Annotated in this window: 12 protein-coding genes; all 12 read right to left on the bottom strand. The window is 73.4% G+C overall.

Going from position 1 to position 13,692, the window contains the following annotated elements:
• Positions 1 to 73: 73 nt before the first annotated feature.
• Positions 74 to 814: a methionine ABC transporter permease gene (locus K353_RS29060; RefSeq protein ID WP_111556485.1), complete on the bottom strand. Its 741-nt coding sequence runs from the start codon at positions 812 to 814 to the stop codon at positions 74 to 76.
• The gene (locus tag K353_RS29055; protein WP_111556484.1) at positions 811 to 1,836 is read right to left on the bottom strand and encodes a methionine ABC transporter ATP-binding protein; all 1,026 of its coding nucleotides are present in this window, start codon (positions 1,834 to 1,836) and stop codon (positions 811 to 813) included. Before K353_RS29055 ends, K353_RS29060 begins: the two co-directional genes overlap by 4 nt.
• A gap of 469 nt (positions 1,837 to 2,305) precedes the next feature.
• Positions 2,306 to 2,800 carry a GNAT family N-acetyltransferase gene (locus tag K353_RS29050; RefSeq protein WP_111556483.1) on the bottom strand — a complete coding sequence of 165 codons (495 nt, stop codon included), beginning with the start codon at positions 2,798 to 2,800 and terminating at the stop codon, positions 2,306 to 2,308.
• A gap of 288 nt (positions 2,801 to 3,088) precedes the next feature.
• Positions 3,089 to 4,453, bottom strand: a complete 1,365-nt coding sequence (locus K353_RS29045) for an FAD-binding oxidoreductase (protein WP_111556482.1) — start codon at positions 4,451 to 4,453, stop codon at positions 3,089 to 3,091.
• Positions 4,454 to 4,557: 104 nt separating this feature from the next.
• The gene (gene argH, locus K353_RS29040) at positions 4,558 to 5,979 is read right to left on the bottom strand and encodes an argininosuccinate lyase (RefSeq protein WP_111556481.1); all 1,422 of its coding nucleotides are present in this window, start codon (positions 5,977 to 5,979) and stop codon (positions 4,558 to 4,560) included.
• 90 nt (positions 5,980 to 6,069) lie between these two features.
• A complete protein-coding gene (locus K353_RS29035; protein ID WP_111556480.1) occupies positions 6,070 to 7,263 on the bottom strand; it encodes an argininosuccinate synthase in 1,194 nt (397 codons plus the stop codon).
• Positions 7,264 to 7,373: 110 nt separating this feature from the next.
• The gene (locus K353_RS29030; RefSeq protein ID WP_111556479.1) at positions 7,374 to 7,928 is read right to left on the bottom strand and encodes an arginine repressor; all 555 of its coding nucleotides are present in this window, start codon (positions 7,926 to 7,928) and stop codon (positions 7,374 to 7,376) included.
• Positions 7,929 to 7,953: 25 nt separating this feature from the next.
• Complete coding sequence (locus K353_RS29025; RefSeq protein WP_111556478.1) at positions 7,954 to 9,156, bottom strand: acetylornithine transaminase; 1,203 nt, start codon at positions 9,154 to 9,156, stop codon at positions 7,954 to 7,956.
• A complete protein-coding gene (gene argB / locus K353_RS29020) occupies positions 9,153 to 10,085 on the bottom strand; it encodes an acetylglutamate kinase (RefSeq protein WP_111556477.1) in 933 nt (310 codons plus the stop codon). Before argB ends, K353_RS29025 begins: the two co-directional genes overlap by 4 nt.
• Positions 10,086 to 10,107: 22 nt before the next feature.
• A complete protein-coding gene (argJ, locus tag K353_RS29015; RefSeq protein WP_111556476.1) occupies positions 10,108 to 11,286 on the bottom strand; it encodes a bifunctional glutamate N-acetyltransferase/amino-acid acetyltransferase ArgJ in 1,179 nt (392 codons plus the stop codon).
• Positions 11,283 to 12,311 carry an N-acetyl-gamma-glutamyl-phosphate reductase gene (gene argC, locus K353_RS29010; RefSeq protein ID WP_111556475.1) on the bottom strand — a complete coding sequence of 343 codons (1,029 nt, stop codon included), beginning with the start codon at positions 12,309 to 12,311 and terminating at the stop codon, positions 11,283 to 11,285. Before argC ends, argJ begins: the two co-directional genes overlap by 4 nt.
• Positions 12,312 to 12,573: 262 nt before the next feature.
• Positions 12,574 to 13,572: a LacI family DNA-binding transcriptional regulator gene (locus K353_RS29005; protein ID WP_111556474.1), complete on the bottom strand. Its 999-nt coding sequence runs from the start codon at positions 13,570 to 13,572 to the stop codon at positions 12,574 to 12,576.
• Positions 13,573 to 13,692 lie beyond the last annotated feature (120 nt).

Below are 13,692 nucleotides of genomic sequence, written 5' to 3'. Positions count from 1 at the left end.
AAAAGTGCCTTTCTGCGGGATGCGAACGGCCCTGTGGGGCCGGGGTGCCCGTCCCGTGGTGCGGGGCGGGGAGTCAGTGGGAGGAGAGCAGGTCTTCCTCGGTGTCCTTCGGCCCCGCGCCGGCGGAGCGGAAGAAGGCGAGCGGGCTGCGGTAGTCGCCGCGGTGCGAGAGCCGGCGGGCGGCGAAGTCGCCGAGCAGCTGGACCACGGTGACGATGACGACCAGTTCGGCGACGATGACCCACATGAAGCCGGTCTCGAAGCGCTGGTAGCCGTAGCGGATGGCGAGGTCGCCGAGTCCGCCGCCGCCGACCGCGCCGGCCATCGCGGAGTAGCCGATCAGCGCGATCACCGTGGTGGTGGCGGAGGCGACCAGCGCGGGCAGTGCCTCGGGCAGCAGGGTCTTGCGGACGATGGAGTCGGTGCCGGCGCCCATCGACTTGAGCGCCTCGACCAGCCCGCCGTCGACCTCGCGGACGGAGGTCTCCACCAGCCGGGCGAAGAACGGGATCGCGCCGATGGCGAGCGGGACGCTGGCGGCCTGCCAGCCGAGCGTGGTGCCCGCGATCGCCCGGGTGAGCGGGATCACCGCGACGATCAGGATGACGAACGGGATCGAGCGCCCGACGTTGACGACCGCGCCGAGCACCCGGCTGACGGCCGGGTTCTGCAGCAGGCCGCCCTTGTCGGTGAGCACCAGCAGCAGCCCGATCGGCAGGCCGATCAGCAGGCTGGCCAGGCCGGCGATGCCGACCATGCCGAAGGTCTCCCAGGTGGCGGGCCACATCAGTTCCTGCATCTGGTCCCAGGTCATGCCGCCGCTCCGTTCGACAGGTCGAGGACGTCCACCTGGAGTCCCTGTTGGCGCAGGTAGCCGATCGGCACCACGTTGTCGGTGTGGCTGCCGGGCAGTTCGACCCGCATCCGGCCGACCAGGCGGCCGGCGATGGTCTCGACGGCCGCGCCGAGGATGTTGATGTCGATCTGGTAGGTGCGGGCCAGCTGGGAGACGAACGGCTGGGCGGGCGCGTCGCCCTGGAAGGTGATCTCCAGGACGGTGCGGTCCGGCCCCCCGGTGCCGAAGTCGCCGAGCGGGAAGAGGTCCCGGGCGATCCGCGAGTGGCCGTCCGCGAGCAGGTCGGTGAGCCGGCCGGTCTCGACGACCCGGCCGCCGCGCATCAGGGCGGCGGAGTCGCAGACCGACTTGATGACGTCCATCTCGTGGGTGATCAGCAGGACGGTCAGGCCGAGCCGCTGGTTGAGTTCGCGCAGCAGCGTGAGGATCGAGCGGGTGGTCTCCGGGTCGAGCGCGCTGGTGGCCTCGTCGGAGAGCAGCACCTTGGGGTCGCCGGCCAGCGCCCGGGCGATGCCGACGCGCTGCTTCTGGCCGCCGGAGAGCTGGCCGGGGTAGCTGCGGGCCTTGTCGGCGAGGCCGACCAGGTCGAGCAGTTCGGCGGCCTTGCGGCGGCGCTCGCGGCGGTCCAGGCCGATGATCTCCAGCGGCAGTTCGACGTTGCCCTGGACGGTGCGCGAGGAGAGCAGGTTGAAGTGCTGGAAGACCATGCCGATCCGCTGCCGGGCCTCCCGCAGTCCGCGCCCGGCGCGCTGCTCGCTGCCGGAGAGCGCGGTCAGTTCCACGCCGTCGACGGTGACGGTGCCGGAGCTGGGCCGCTCCAGCAGGTTGACGCACCGGATCAGGGTGGACTTGCCGGCGCCGCTGGTGCCGACGACGCCGAACACCTCGCCCTGCCGCACGTGCAGGTCGACGTCGTCCAGTGCCCGGACCTCGCGGCCGCCGGAGCGGTAGACCTTGGTCAGGCCCTTGGTGGTGATCACAGCTGCTTCCGTTGTTCGTCGGCGGACGGTCGGCGGACGGCCGCGGGGGCGTCCGCGCCGATGGCGGGATGGGCACGCGGGTGCCCGGGAAGAGTGGGCTGCCGGCTTCGTTCCGATCATGTCCGCCGATCGGGCGGGCCGCCCGTGGGCGTGGCCCTAACGAGTCATCAGCGGACGGGGTGTCAGCGGGCGCCGGGCGGTGGCCCTCAGCGGCGACACATTCGACGGCCGCACATGCGCGACTCACCTGCCGGCGTCGCGCCGGTGGGGATGCATGTCGTCGTCGTGGTCATGGAACCCAGTAAATCAGACATATGGTCCGTGTCCCAGTTTTCAGGACTCGCTGTCCGCATTGCGGACACGACCCTTGCGGCACAAGCACTGCGGCGCCCGACCCCTCGTTCGGGTCGGGCGCCGCGCCGGGTCGGGCCCGGGTGCCGCGCGGTTCGGGCGGCCGGTGCCGCGCGGTTCAGGCGGCCAGGCTGGTCGCCACCGGCTTGGCCAGCGTCACGATCGACAGCCGGCGGGACACCTCGCGCACCTCGGTCTCGCGGTAGCCGAGCCGGCGGTACAGCCGCAGGTTGCCCAGGCTGCGGTGGCCGGTGAACAGCTCGAAGCCGCCGGTCGCGCCGTCCGCGGCCAGCTGCTCCTCCAGCCCCTCCAGCAGGCGGCGGCCCAGGCCGTGCCGCTGCATCCGCGGGTGCACCACCAGCCGGCCGATCCGGCCGACGCCCTCGGCGTCCACCCAGCCGCGGACGCTGCCCACCACTTCGTCGCCGAGCCGGGCCACCAGCACCCGGTGCTCGGACATCTCGGCCTGGAGGCTCTCCAGGGTCTGGGTCAGCGGCTCCAGCGTCCAGTCGCTGTACAGCTCCGCCTCGCTCTGATAACCGAGGTACTGGAGCTTGAGGATCTGCTCCGCCTCCTCCGGTCGTGCCGCTGCGATGATCACACTCATGCCCATGTGCGGGGGCCTCCATCGTTAAGTGCCCGGCGCGTGCGAGTGAGGGTCCGGCACCGGTTCCTGTCCGAGGTGTGCCCGGACGGGGATCTGCCCGGCCCGGGAGAAGCGCGACGCGCCCCGCCGGACGGTGGTCCGGACAGCCGGAACTGACACGCTCACGCTCAGTATCCGGGGAGTCGGGCGACCGTCAAGAGAGACGTTCGCCACCGCTCTACCCAGCCGACCCCTGCTCTCAACCTTCCCGACGCCCGACGTGGCGAGCGTCACGCCCGCCCGGGCGCCCCCGCGTCACCCGTTCGGCCGAATGTTCTGATTGACCCGGAACAGGTTCGCCGGGTCGTACCGCTCCTTCAGCGCCACCAGCCGCTCGTACTTCGCCAGCCCGTACGCCTCCACCACCCGGCCCTGCCCCTCGGCGCCCATCAGGTTCACGTACGCGCCGCCCGAGGAGAACGGCCGCATCGCCTCCCAGCACCGCCGCACCCACGCCGCGTGCGGCTCCGCCGGGCCGTCGGTCCAGCGCGCCACCGCGCTCAGCAGGTACGGCGCCGTCCGGTGGGTGTACGCGGTGTCCTCCGGCCCCACCCGGGCCACCGCGCCGCCCAGGAACGCCAGCTGCACCCGGGCCAGCGGGCCGGGCGCCGCGTCGACCTGCTCGGCCAGCCGGTCGATCGCCGCCGCGTCCAGCACCGACAGGAACTCCGAGCGCCCCGCGTTGCCCGCCCCCGGGCCCAGGCCGGCGTCCAGCATCCGCTGCCAGAGCGGGTACGGCCGGGTCTGCACGGTGTCCGCGACCACCCCCGGCAGGGCGCGCAGCGGCGCCACCGCCTCCCGCCCCCGGTCCGCCCGGCCGGACCAGCACAGGCCGATCCGCAGCACCGTCCGGTCCGGCAGCCGCGGCATCCCGCGCGGACGCCCGAACTCCACCATCACGGTCAGGCCGTCCGGGGCGTCCGCCATGAAGTCCCGCACCGCGGCGAGGGTCGGCGCCAGCAGCTCCACCGGCACGTACACCGCCCCGCACAGCAGGTGCGGCCCCACCCGGTGCAGCCGGTACGTGAACGAGGTCACCACCCCGAAGTTGCCGCCGCCCCCGCGCAGCCCCGCGAACAGCTCCGGGTGCGCCGCCGCGCTCGCCGTCAGCAGCCGCCCCTCGGCGGTCACCACGTCCGCCTCCACCAGGTTGTCGCAGGTCAGCCCGTACGACCGGGCCAGCCAGCCGACTCCCCCGCCGAGCGTCGTCCCCGCGATGCCCGCCGCCGAGTACGGCGCGCCCGTGGTCGCCAGGTCGAACGCCTGCGTCTCGTGGTCGAACGCCCCCCAGGTCACCCCCGGCTGCGCCCGGGCGAGCCGCCGGGCCGGGTCCACCCGGACGCCGGTCAGCCGGGACAGGTCGATCAGCATCCCGCCGTCGCAGGTGCCCAGGCCCGCCAGGCCGTGCCCGGCGCCCCGCACGGCGGCGGGCAGGCCGTGCTCCCGGGCCACCGCGACGGCCTGGAGCACGTCCGCGACGCCGCTGCACCGGGCGATCAGCCCGGGCCGCCGGTCCACCGCCGCGTTCCACACCGCCCGCGCCGCGTCGTACCCGGCGTCCCCGGGCACCACGATCTCGCCCCGGAACCCCTCGGCGAGCGCCATGGCTGCTGTGGCCATGGCTCCAGCGTAGGCCGGGGGACGGCCGGGGGCCCGGGGAACGGCGGGCCCGGGGCCGTTCCGCCGTCCCCCGGGCCCCCGGCCCGGCGCCTGCCGGAGACCTCTCAGCCCAGCCAGGACTGCTGGGTGGCGAGGTCCTCCTTGATCTCGGCGAGCTGGACGGCGACGGCCGACGGGGCGGTGCCGCCGCGGCCGTCGCGGGAGGCGATCGCGCCGTGGACCGAGAGGACGGTGCGGACCTCGGGGGTGAGGTGCGGCGAGATCGCGGCGAACTGGGCGTCCGTCAGGTCGGAGAGCTCGATGCCCTCGGCCTCGCAGACCTTGACGCAGGCGCCGGCCACCTCGTGCGCGACCCGGAACGGGACGCCCTGCCGGACCAGCCACTCGGCGATGTCGGTGGCGAGCGAGAAGCCGGCCGGGGCCAGCTCCTCCAGCCGCTCGCGGTGCACCGTCAGGGTGGCGACCATGCCGGTGAAGGCGGGCAGCAGGACCTCCAGGGTGTCGCAGGAGTCGAAGACCGGCTCCTTGTCCTCCTGGAGGTCGCGGTTGTAGGCGAGCGGCAGCGCCTTGAGGGTGGCCAGCAGGCCGGTCAGGTTGCCGATCAGGCGGCCGGACTTGCCGCGGGCGAGCTCGGCGATGTCGGGGTTCTTCTTCTGCGGCATGATCGACGACCCGGTGGAGAAGGCGTCGTGCAGCGTGATGAAGCCGAACTCCTTGGTGTTCCAGATGATGATCTCCTCCGCGATCCGCGAGAGGTTGATGCCGATCATCGCGGTGACGAAGGCGAACTCGGCGACGAAGTCGCGCGAGGCGGTGCCGTCGATCGAGTTGCCCGCCGAGCCGCGCTCGAAGCCGAGTTCGGCGGCGACGGCCTCCGGGTCGAGGCCGAGCGAGGAGCCGGCCAGCGCGCCGGAGCCGTACGGCGAGACGGCGGTGCGGGCGTCCCACTGGCGCAGCCGCTCGGCGTCCCGGCCGAGGGCCTGGACGTGGGCGAGGACGTGGTGGGCGAACAGCACCGGCTGGGCGTGCTGGAGGTGGGTGCGGCCGGGCATCGCGGTGTCCGGGTGGGCCTCGGCGAGGCCGACCAGGGCGTGCTGGAGGTCGAGGACCAGCGCGCCGATGGCCTTGCCGTGGTCGCGCAGGTACATCCGGAACAGGGTGGCGATCTGGTCGTTGCGCGAGCGCCCGGCGCGCAGCTTGCCGCCGAGGTCGGGGCCGAGGCGCTCCAGCAGGCCGCGCTCCAGGGCGGTGTGGACGTCCTCGTCGGCGACGGTGCCCACGAACGCGCCGGACTCGACGTCGGCCAGCAGCTGGTCCAACCCGGCCAGCATGGCGTCGAGTTCGGCCGCGCTGAGCAGCCCGGCCCCGTGCAGGACCCGGGCGTGCGCCTTGGAGCCGGCGATGTCGTAGGGGGCGAGCCGCCAGTCGAAGTGGACGGAGGCGGAGAGCTTGGCCAGGGCCTCGGAGGGGCCGTCGGCGAAGCGCGCGCCCCAGAGGCGGACGTCTGCGGGCTGGTCGGCGGTCATCGCGTGGGCTCCTTCGGGTGTGGCACAGCAGGTCTGGGTGCGGCACCGCCCCGGCCGCCACGGGCGGTCGGGGCGGGTGCCGGTGGTGGATCAGGCCAGGTCGCGGCGGGCGGCGATCTTCGAGGACATGCCGAAGATCTCGATGAAGCCCTTGGACATGGACTGGTCGAAGGTGTCGCCGGTGTCGTAGGTGGCGAGGTTGAAGTCGTACAGCGACCGGTCCGACTTGCGGCCGTTGGCCACGGCGCGGCCGCCGTGCAGGACCATCCGGATCTCGCCGGAGACGTGCTGGTTGGCCTCGTTGACGAAGCCGTCCAGGGCGCGCTTGAGCGGGGAGAACCAGAGGCCGTCGTAGACCAGCTCGGCCCAGCGCTGCTCGACCTGCCGCTTGTAGCGGGCCAGCTCGCGCTCGACGGTGACGTTCTCCAGGGCCTGGTGGGCGGTGATCAGGGCGATCGCGCCGGGGGCCTCGTAGATCTCGCGGGACTTGATGCCGACCAGGCGGTCCTCGACCATGTCGAGGCGGCCGATGCCCTGGGCGCCGGCCCGCTTGTTGAGCTCCTCGATGGCCTGGAGGACGGTGACCTTGCGGCCGTCGATCGCGACCGGGACGCCGGCCTCGAAGGTGATGACGACCTCGTCGGCCTCGCGCGGGGCGGCCGGGTCCTGGGTGTACTCGTAGACGTCCTCGATCGGGGCGTTCCAGATGTCTTCCAGGAAGCCGGTCTCGACGGCGCGGCCGAAGACGTTCTGGTCGATCGAGTACGGGTTCTTCTTGGTGGTGACGATCGGGAGGTTCTTGGCCTCGGCGAAGGCGATCGCCTTGTCGCGGGTCATCGCGTAGTCGCGGACCGGGGCGATGCACTTCAGGTTCGGGGCCAGCGACTGGATGCCGACCTCGAAGCGGACCTGGTCGTTGCCCTTGCCGGTGCAGCCGTGGGCGACGGTGGTGGCGCCGTGCTTCTGCGCGGCGGCGACCAGGTGCTTGACGATCACCGGGCGGGAGAGCGCGGAGACCAGCGGGTACTGGCCCTGGTACAGGGCGTTGGCCTTGAGGGCCGGCAGGCAGTACTCGTCGGCGAACTCGTCGCGGGCGTCGGCGACCTCGGCCTCGACGGCGCCGCAGTCGAGCGCGCGCCGGCGGATGACCTCCAGGTCCTCGCCGCCCTGGCCGACGTCGACGGCGACGGCGATGACCTCGGCGCCGGTCTCCTCGGCGATCCAGCCGATGCAGACGGACGTGTCCAGACCGCCCGAGTAGGCGAGTACGACGCGATCGGTCACGGCTATCTCCATTCACAACACAGGTTCCATGCGGCGTTAGGCATAAGTATGCACCACCGCGTATGAGTTCACAAACCAGTACCGCACAGCGCGTGCGAAACGCCTCGGAACTACTGCGACTTGGCCTGGGCGAGTTGCATCAGGTGGTCGGCGAGCGCCTGCCCGCCGGCCGCGTCGCGGCTGATCAGCAGCACGGTGTCGTCCCCAGCGATGGTGCCGAGGATCTCGAACACCTCCGCGGTGTCGATCGCGGAGGCCAGGAACTGGGCCGCGCCGGGCGGGGTGCGCAGCACCACCAGGTTGCCGGAGGCGGTGGCGGAGACCATCAGCTCGCCCGCCAGCCGGGCCATCCGGGCCTCGCTGGCGGACTCGCCCATCGGGGCGCGCGGGGTGCGGTCCCCGCCCTCGGCCGGGACGGCGTAGATGAGCGCGCCGTCCCGGTTGCGGATCTTCACCGCGCCGAGCTCGTCCAGGTCCCGGGAGAGGGTGGCCTGGGTGACCACGAGTCCGTCGTCGGCGAGCAGCTTGGCGAGCTGGCTCTGCGAGCGGACGGGCTGCCGGGTCAGCAGGTCCACGATCCGCCGGTGGCGCGCGGTGCGGGTCTGCGGGACCTGCGGCGTGGGGCCGGTGGCGGAGGTCGTGTGCTCGGAGCGGGGTTCGGTCATGACTGATGATTCTCCTGAAGGACGCTCAGCTGTTCGCGTCGGGGGCGGCTTCGCGGACCGTCCGGAGGATCTCGGGCAGCGCGGCGAGGAAGGTGTCGGCCTGCTCCTCGGTGAGCACCAGCGGCGGGACCAGCCGGACGGCGTCCGCGGTGGCGGCGTTGACCAGGAAGCCCGCCTCCTGCGCGGCGGCCTGGACCTTCCCGGCCACCGGCGCGGTCAGCACGATGCCCAGCAGCAGGCCCTTGCCCCGGACGTGGTCGACCAGCGGGTCTCCGATCGCCTCGATCCCGGTACGCAGCCGCTCGCCGAGCTTGGCGGCGTGCTCCAGCAGGCCCTGCCGCTCGATGGTGTCCAGCACGGCGAGGCCGGCCGCGGCGACCACCGGGTTGCCGCCGAAGGTGGTGCCGTGGTGGCCGGGGCCGAGCAGGTCGGCGGCCGGGCCGAAGGCGAGCACGGCGCCGATCGGCAGGCCGCCGCCGAGGCCCTTGGCGAGGGTGACGAGGTCGGGGTCGACGCCCTCGGTCGCCTGGTGGGCGTACCAGTGGCCGGTGCGGCCGATGCCGGTCTGGATCTCGTCCAGGACCAGCAGGGTGCCGGTGGCCCGGGTGATCTCGCGGGCCGCCCGCAGGTAGCCCTCGGGGAGCGGGATCGCGCCGTTCTCGCCCTGGATCGGCTCCAGGAAGACCGCGGCGGTGTCGGTGGTGACGGCCGCGCGCAGGGCCTCGACGTCGCCGAGCGGGACGTGGCTGACGTCGCCGGGCAGCGGCCGGAACGGGTCCTGCTTGCCGGGCTGGGCGGTGAGCGCGAGGGCGCCCATGGTGCGGCCGTGGAAGGCGCCCCGGAGCGAGACCAGGTGGGTGCGGCCGGTCAGCCGGGAGATCTTGAAGGCGGCCTCGTTGGCCTCGGTGCCGGAGTTGCAGAAGAAGACCTTGCCCGGGCGGCCGTCCAGCTCGACCAGCTTCTCGGCGAGCTCGATCGTCGGCTCGGCCGTGAACAGGTTGGAGACGTGGCCCAGGGTGGTGAGCTGCCGGGTCACCGCCTCGACGATCGCGGGGTGGGCGGTGCCCAGCGCGTTGACGGCGATGCCGCCGACCAGGTCGAGGTAGCGCTTGCCGTCGGCGTCCCACAGCAGCGGGCCCTCGCCGCGCACCAGCGGGATGCGCGGGGTGCCGTAGTTGTTCATCAGCGCGTGCCGGTAGCGCTCGATGACGGCGTCGTTGCTGCTCATGCCAGTCCCCCCAGTACGGTGCTCTCGTCGTCCGGCACGACCATGGTGCCGATGCCCTCGTCGGTGAAGATCTCCAGCAGCAGGCTGTGCTGGACGCGGCCGTCCAGGACGCGGGCGGTGCCCACGCCGGAGCGGACGGCGCGCAGGCAGCCCTCCATCTTGGGGAGCATGCCGGTGGCCAGGGTGGGGAGCATCTCCTCCAGCTCGCTGGCGGTCAGCTGGCTGATCACGTCGTCGGAGTCGGGCCAGTCCTTGTACAGGCCCTCGACGTCGGTGAGCACGACCAGCATCTCGGCGCCGAGCGCGACCGCCATGGCGGCGGCGGCGGTGTCGGCGTTGATGTTGTAGACGTGGCCGTCGGCGCCGCGGGCGATCGAGGAGATCACCGGGATGCGGCCGTCGGCGATCAGCGCCTTCACCGCGCCGGCCTCGATGTTGACGATGTCGCCGACCAGGCCGATGTCGACCTGCTCGCCGTCGACCACGGCGTAGCGCTTGGCGGCGGTCATGGTGTGGGCGTCCTCGCCGGTCATGCCGACGGCGAACGGGCCGTGCGTGTTGAGCAGGCCGACCAGTTCGCGCTGGACCTGCCCGGCGAGCACCATCCGGACCACGTCCATGGTCTCGGGGGTGGTGACGCGCAGGCCGGCGGTGAAGGAGGACTCCAGGCCGAGCTTCTCCAGCTGGGCGTTGATCTGCGGGCCGCCGCCGTGCACGACGACGGGGTGCAGTCCGGCGAACCGGAGGAAGACGACGTCCTGGGCGAACGCGGCCTTGAGGTCCTCGTCGACCATGGCGTTGCCGCCGAACTTGATGACCACGGTCTTGCCGTGGAAGCGCTCCAGCCAGGGCAGCGCCTCGATCAGGGTGCGGGCCTTGGGCAGGGCGGCGTTGCTGCGGGCCTGTTCGCCCTTGGGTGCGATCTGCATGGCGTGTGTCGGCCCCCGTGGGTCAGCTGGAGTAGGCGCTGTTCTCGTGCACGTACTCGGCGGTCAGGTCGTTGGTCCAGATGCTGGCCGAGGCCCGACCGGCCTTGAGGTCGGCGGTGATGACGACCTCGCGGTCCTTCATCGAGACCAGGTCGCGGTCCTCGCCGACGCCGCCGTCCCGGCAGACCCAGACGCCGTTGATGGCGACGTCCAGCCGGTCGGGGTCGAAGGCGGCGGAGGTGGTGCCGATCGCGGACAGCACCCGGCCCCAGTTGGGGTCCTCGCCGTGGATGGCGCACTTGAGCAGGTTGCTGCGGGAGATCGTGCGGGCGACGTCGACGGCCTCCTCCTCGGTGGCGGCGTTGACCACGTCGATCCGGATGTCCTTGGAGGCGCCCTCGGCGTCGCCGATCAGCTGGCGGGCCAGGTCGGCGCAGACGGCGCGCACGGCCTCGGCGAACTCGGCCTGCTCGGGGGCGACCGCGGAGGCGCCGGAGGCGAGCAGCAGCACGGTGTCGTTGGTGGACATGCAGCCGTCGGAGTCGACCCGGTCGAAGGTGGTGCGGGTGGCGTCGCGCAGCGCGGCGTCCAGGGCGGCGGAGTCGACCTCGGCGTCGGTGGTGAGCACGACCAGCATGGTGGCCAGGCCGGGGGCGAGCATGCCCGCGCCCTTGGCCATGCCGCCGACCGTCCAGCCGGCCGGGGCGGTGACCTGGGCGGTCTTGTGCACGGTGTCGGTGGTCTTGATGGCGATCGCGGCGCTCTCGCCGCCGGTCTCCGACAGGGCGGCGGCGGCGAGTTCGACGCCGGGCAGCAGCTTGTCCATCGGCAGCCGGACGCCGATCAGGCCGGTGGAGCAGACCGCGACCTCGATCGCGCCGATCCCGAGTTCGGCGGCGACCTTCTCGGCGGTGGCGTGGGTGTCCTGGAAGCCCTCGGGGCCGGTGCAGGCGTTGGCGCCGCCGGAGTTGAGGACCACGGCCGCCAGCTCGCCGTCGTTCAGCACCTGGCGCGACCACTTGACCGGGGCGGCGTGCACCCGGTTGGAGGTGAACACGCCGGCGGCGGTGTGCCGCGGGCCGTCGTTGACGACCAGCGCGAGGTCCGGGGTGCCGGACGCCTTGATGCCCGCGGTGACGCCCGCCGCGCGGAAGCCCCGGGCCGCGGTGACGCCGACGTTCTGGTCCTGGGGGGTGGTCACGGTGCGACTCCGTTCAGCGGGAGGCCGAGCTCCTCGGGGAGGCCGAGGGCGATGTTCATGCTCTGCACCGCGCCGCCCGCGGTGCCCTTCACCAGGTTGTCGATCGCGCTGATCGCGATGATCCGCTCGGCGTGCTCGTCCAGCACCACCTGCAGCACCGCCGCGTTCGACCCGTACACGGACGAGGTGTGCGGCCACTGGCCCTCGGGCAGCAGGTGGACGAACGGCTCGTCGCCGTACGCCTTCTCGTACGCGGCGCGCAGCTCGGCGCCGGTGGTGCCGGGCCGGGCCTTGGCCGAGCAGGTGGCGAGGATGCCGCGCGGCATCGGCGCCAGGGTGGGCGTGAAGGAGACGGTGACCGGCTCGCCCGCGAGCGGGGTCAGGTTCTGTGCCATCTCCGGGGTGTGCCGGTGGCCGCCGCCGACGCCGTACGGGCTCATCGAGCCCATCACCTCGCTGCCCAGCAGGTGCGTCTTGGCGGCCTTGCCCGCGCCGGAGGTGCCGGACGCGGCGGTGATCACCGCCTCCGGCTCGGCCAGGCCCGCGGCGAACACCGGGTACATCGCCAGCGTGACGGCGGTCGGGTAGCAGCCCGGCACGGCGATCCGCCGGCTGCCGCGCAGCGCCTCGCGGTGGCCGGGCAGCTCGGGCAGGCCGTACGGCCACGTCCCGGCGTGCGGGGAGCCGTAGAACTGCTCCCAGTCGGCCGCCGACTTCAGCCGGTGGTCGGCGCCCAGGTCGACCACCAGGACGTCCTCGCCGAGCTGGGCGGCGATCTCCGCGGACTGCCCGTGCGGCAGGCCGAGGAACACGATGTCGTGCCCGGCCAGCGTCTGCGGGTCGGTCGGCTCCAGCACCCGGTCGGCCAGGCCGATCAGGTGCGGCTGCAGCGCGCCGAGCCGCCGGCCCGCGTTGGAACCGCCGGTCAGCGCCCCGATCTCCACCTCCGGGTGCGCCTGCAGCAGTCGCAGCACCTCACCGCCCGCGTACCCGCTCGCTCCGGCTACGGCTACTCGCAATACCATGGCATTCCCTCCTGAAGCCCGGCATGAATATACGCAACCCAGCAAAATCATGCAAGGATGCGGCGGGCCCGAACCCGGCCGCACCCGCCTCCCGGGGGGGTGCCCATCGCCGATCTCGCCGCCTTGGCACGGCTGTTGACCGAGGCCGGCCCCCGCGGCGGCGGCTCGATCGGGGTCCGGGGCCGACCCGGCGGACGGCTGCGCGCCGGGCGGGAGGTGGGGTGAATCGATTCCCTTCTCCGGAAAGCGAGTTGACGGTGCGTCAGCCGTGCGCGTCCGCGTCGGTGGAGGCGCGGACGACGAGTTGCGGGGGGAAGCGTTCGACGTTCTCGGCGCGGGCGGGGGCCGGGGCCTGGAGGAGGGTGAGGGCGCGTTCGGCCATGTCGGCGAGCGGGTGGCGGATGGAGGTGATCGGGGGGTCGAGGAGTTCGAGCAGCTCGGTGTCGTCGAAGCCGGTGACGGCGATCTCGCCGGGCACGGAGACCGCCGAGCGCTGGAGGGTGCTGACCAGGCCGACGGCGAGGACGTCCGCGCCGCAGACGACGGCGTCGATCTCGGCGCGGCGTTCGGCGACGCGGCGCCCGGCGGTGCGGCCGGCGTCGGTGGTGAAGCTGGGCAGCAGGACGGTGGTGGCGTCGGCGCCGCGGGCGGCGGTGAAGGCGGCGAGGCGTTCCGCGCCGGAGGAGGACGCCTGGTCGGCGGCGACCAGGGCGATCCGGCGGCGGCCGAGGGCGTCGAGGTGGTCGAGGAGCAGGCGCATCGCGGCGGCGTTGTCGAGGGTGACGGCGACGGTGCCGGAGTCGTGCGCCCAGCGGTCGAACAGGACCACCGGGGCGCGCCCGGCGGCGGCCCGGACGGCGGCCCCGGAGGCGGCGGCGGAGACCGGGACGACCAGCAGCCCGTCCACCCGTCCGCTCAGCAGGGTCTCGATCTGCTCGGCCTCGATGGCCGGCGAGTTCGCCGCGTCGGAGACCACCAGCTGCCCGCCGGCCGCCCGGACCTGCCGGGCGACGGCGTCGGCGAGCTGGACGAAGTACGGGTTGGCGAGCGAGGGGACGACCACGCCGACGGTGCCGGTGGTGCCGGTGCGCAGCGCCCGCGCGGAGTGGTTGGTGCGGTAGCCGAGCCGCCGGGCGGCCTCCTCGACGCGGCGGGCGAGGTCGGGGTCGACGTTGCGCGGGGTGCCGGCCAGGACGCGCGAGGCGGTGGCGCGGGAGACGCCGGCGGCGGCGGCCACGTCGAGGAGTCGGGGCGCTGTCACGTGGGGGTCCTCCCCGGTCGGAGCGGTTGAACGGTCGGAGCGGTCGGAGCGGTCTTCGGCGGCGGCGCCGGTCCCGGCACGGTGCCCGCCGGGCCTCGGAACGGCGGGTGGCGCCCCGGT

Origin of the sequence: Kitasatospora sp. SolWspMP-SS2h (genome assembly GCF_003259315.1) — a bacterium.
GTDB lineage: Bacteria > Actinomycetota > Actinomycetes > Streptomycetales > Streptomycetaceae > Kitasatospora > Kitasatospora fiedleri.
The sequence above is the reverse complement of the archived record's forward strand: the minus strand, read 5'-3'. Positions and strand labels throughout refer to the sequence as shown.

Coding starts and splice junctions, on each gene's coding strand:
- argH (WP_111556481.1), bottom strand. CDS start 5,979: ATGACCGCCGACCAGCCCGCAGACGTCCGCCTCTGGGGCGCGCGCTTC.
- K353_RS29050 (WP_111556483.1), bottom strand. CDS start 2,800: ATGGGCATGAGTGTGATCATCGCAGCGGCACGACCGGAGGAGGCGGAG.
- K353_RS29045 (WP_111556482.1), bottom strand. CDS start 4,453: ATGGCCACAGCAGCCATGGCGCTCGCCGAGGGGTTCCGGGGCGAGATC.
- K353_RS29060 (WP_111556485.1), bottom strand. CDS start 814: ATGACCTGGGACCAGATGCAGGAACTGATGTGGCCCGCCACCTGGGAG.
- K353_RS29025 (WP_111556478.1), bottom strand. CDS start 9,156: ATGAGCAGCAACGACGCCGTCATCGAGCGCTACCGGCACGCGCTGATG.
- K353_RS29030 (WP_111556479.1), bottom strand. CDS start 7,928: ATGACCGAACCCCGCTCCGAGCACACGACCTCCGCCACCGGCCCCACG.
- argB (WP_111556477.1), bottom strand. CDS start 10,085: ATGCAGATCGCACCCAAGGGCGAACAGGCCCGCAGCAACGCCGCCCTG.
- argC (WP_111556475.1), bottom strand. CDS start 12,311: ATGGTATTGCGAGTAGCCGTAGCCGGAGCGAGCGGGTACGCGGGCGGT.